Source organism: Tardiphaga sp. (genome assembly GCF_028290785.1).
Taxonomy (GTDB): domain Bacteria; phylum Pseudomonadota; class Alphaproteobacteria; order Rhizobiales; family Xanthobacteraceae; genus Tardiphaga.
Window position 1 is genome coordinate 1 of the sequence record NZ_JAQGJD010000336.1, and the last position, 2,820, is coordinate 2,820.

Here is a 2,820-nt window from a genome sequence, read left to right on the forward strand (position 1 = left end):
TGGAACGATTTCTTCTTCGCGCTGATCCTGACCAGGACCGCGGCGCGCACCGCCCCGGTCGCGGTCGTCAACTTCATGAATTACGAAGGCTGGGAGTGGGGCAAGATCGCGGCCGGGGGCTCTCTCGTGATGGCGCCGGTGTTAGTCTTCTCGCTCGCGGTGCGGCGCTATCTGGTCAGCGGACTGACCGCCGGCGCGGTGAAAGGCTAGAGCGTGCGATTTCCCACCGGCGCGTCACGCATCGTGTTCATCTTCGCCCACCCGGCAGGCCATGTCGGCGCACCCAAATTCTACACGCCGTATTTCGAGGAGGCCGGGCTCGACTGGCACATGGTTCCACTCGACGTCGCGCCAGACGATCTGGTGGACACCATCCGTGCGCTGGCGCGCTCCAGCAGCACGGTCGGCTTCAACCTCACCATGCCCCACAAGCTGGCGGCCTTTGCGCTGTGCGATGAGGTCGGCCGGGCCGCTTCCTTCGAAGGCCTGGTCAACACCATTCGCATCGAAGCGAGTGGCCGGCTGGTCGGCGACTCCGCCGATGGCGCGGGCTTTCTCGGCGCCGTGCGCGCGGAGGGCGTGTTCCATCCCGAGCGGCACGTCGTGGTCATCGGCGCCGGTGGCGCCGGGCGGTCGATCTGCCATGCACTGGCCGCGGCGGGCGTGAAGCGCCTCACGATCCTGAACGAGACGCCTGGCCCGGTCGGCGTTCTGGCGAGGAAGTTGCACGATAACTTCCCGAAATTGCAGATCGGTCTCGAGGAAACGTTTGCCGACGCCGGGCTTGTCGTCAACGCCACCTCCCTCGGCCTGCACGCCAGCGATCCCATGCCGGTTGACCCGGCAAAACTTCCCGCCGGTTGCGCGGTGTTCGACATCATCGCCGCCCGCGAAACCGAATTTATGGCGGCTGCCTCCGCGCGCGGCCTCAAGGTGGTCGGCGGCGTCGCCATGATCATGCATCAGCTGCCGTTGCAGACTTCGTTCTGGCGCGGCGGCCATCTGACGCCGGAAAGTCACTGAAAGAATTAACATGTCCCAGCCGCATATCATCCTTGTCATCACCGACCAGCAGCGCTTCGATACCATCGCCGCGCTCGGCCATGGCTACATGCAGACGCCGAATCTCGACCGCATGGTGCGCGAGGGCGTGTATTTCGAGAACTGCTTCGTCAATGCGCCGAGCTGCGTGCCGTCACGCGCGGCCGTGTTTTCGGGACTCTATCCGCATGCATCCGGCGTGCTGCGCAATGGTCAGGCGTGGCAGCACACCTGGATCAGTAACCTCGCCGAAGCCGGCTATCACTGCGTCAATGTCGGCAAGATGCACACCATCCCGTATGACGCCAAGGCCGGCTTCCACGAGCGCTTCGTGGTGGAGAACAAGGATCGCTTCCTCGAAGGGCGCTGGTTCGCCGATGAGTTGGACAAGGCGTTCGCCAGCCACAAGCTGGCAAAGCCGTCGCGGGCCGGCTATCGCAACCTGCCGGACTATGCCGACCGCATGGGCGCCTTCACCTGGGACATGCCGAAGTCGCTGCATCCCGACGTGTTCGTGGCCGAGACCGCCATGTGGTGGCTGGAGACGCGGCCCAAGCCCGACGCGCTGTTCATGCAGATCGGCCTGCCGGGGCCGCACCCGCCCTACGATCCGCTGCCGGAATATCTCGAGCACTATCTCAAGCGTAACGACTTGCCGGTGCCCGAACCCAAGCAAAGCGACCTCGACGGACTCCCGGAGTATCTGAAGGAAAAGCGCCGCCACGACACGCAGGTCGATCACGATGCCATTTCCTGGAAGATGGATCCGACCCGTGAGGAGATGCGACGGCTGCGCGCGCATTATTACGCCAACGTCACCATGATTGACGAGCAGATCGGCGCGATTGTACAGACCCTGGAGCGCAAGGGCTACCTCGACGATTGCGTCATCGTCTTCATGTCGGATCACGGCGACAATCTCGGCGAACACGGCCTCAGCCAGAAATGGTCGATGTATGAGGCGGTGACGCGCGTGCCGCTGCTGTTCTGGTCGCCCGGAAAATTCGCCGGCGATCGCCGCATCAGGGAGAAGTGCCAGCTGTTCGACATAGGGCCGACCATTCTTGACCTTGCGGGCGCAAGGCATCCGAAACCTTGCCAGGCGCAGAGCCTGTTGCCGGCGCTGAACGGGGAGACATGGGCGGGCCGCGACTTCGTGTTCAGCGAGCAGGCCGCCGACGTAGCCATGACCGGTGCGAAGTTCATCACCATGGTGCGGGACGATCGCTGGAAGGCCGTGTTTATCCACGGCGCTATGGATGGCCAGCTGTTCGATCTAAAGGTGGATCCGACAGAGGAGCACAATCTGTGGGGGCTCGAAGCTTATGCGGAGACGACGCGTTATCTGAAGGACGCCATGATCGACTGGCGTCAGGACAGCCTGCTCGAAACTATGGACCTGCATCATCAGGTGCGCTGAGCTTGCCGACCGTCGCCGTGCGCAGATAACCGGCGGAAAATAGCTTCCGGGAGATACTGCATTCCAAGACGTCGCCAAGACGTCGCCCAGATCGCTGTGGATTGGGAAACATTGAACCTTCGCGTGTGGGCGATGAGCGACGATGCGCGGATTCTGGCCGAGGCGTCCTCCCACAATGGCATGGCGAAACTGGATCGTGCCGGTTTCGAGCCTGCCTTGCTTGAATTGATTGCAGACTGGTTGTCGGCGCAGGGCCGGACGCCGGTATCGCTTGCGGCATGGTCGGAGCCCGTCAAGGATGGATCGAAGCGCGTATCGGCTGGGGCCGTGCCGGCCTGTTGCGGTCGAGGCGGTCGGCC

2 protein-coding genes and 2 pseudogenes are annotated in these 2,820 nt (G+C 63.4%); all 4 read left to right on the forward strand.

Annotated elements, in window-relative coordinates:
- Window positions 1-210 (forward strand): annotated as a pseudogene (locus JWR89_RS21800) (carbohydrate ABC transporter permease); the annotation flags it as partial.
- Between the two features lie 3 nt (window positions 211-213).
- Window positions 214-1,023, forward strand: a complete 810-nt coding sequence (locus JWR89_RS21805) for a shikimate dehydrogenase (RefSeq protein WP_299720097.1) — start codon at window positions 214-216, stop codon at window positions 1,021-1,023.
- 10 nt (window positions 1,024-1,033) lie between these two features.
- Window positions 1,034-2,461: a sulfatase-like hydrolase/transferase gene (locus tag JWR89_RS21810; RefSeq protein WP_299720099.1), complete on the forward strand. Its 1,428-nt coding sequence runs from the start codon at window positions 1,034-1,036 to the stop codon at window positions 2,459-2,461.
- A 132-nt stretch (window positions 2,462-2,593) separates the two neighbouring features.
- Window positions 2,594-2,820: pseudogene (locus tag JWR89_RS21815) on the forward strand (hypothetical protein); the annotation flags it as partial.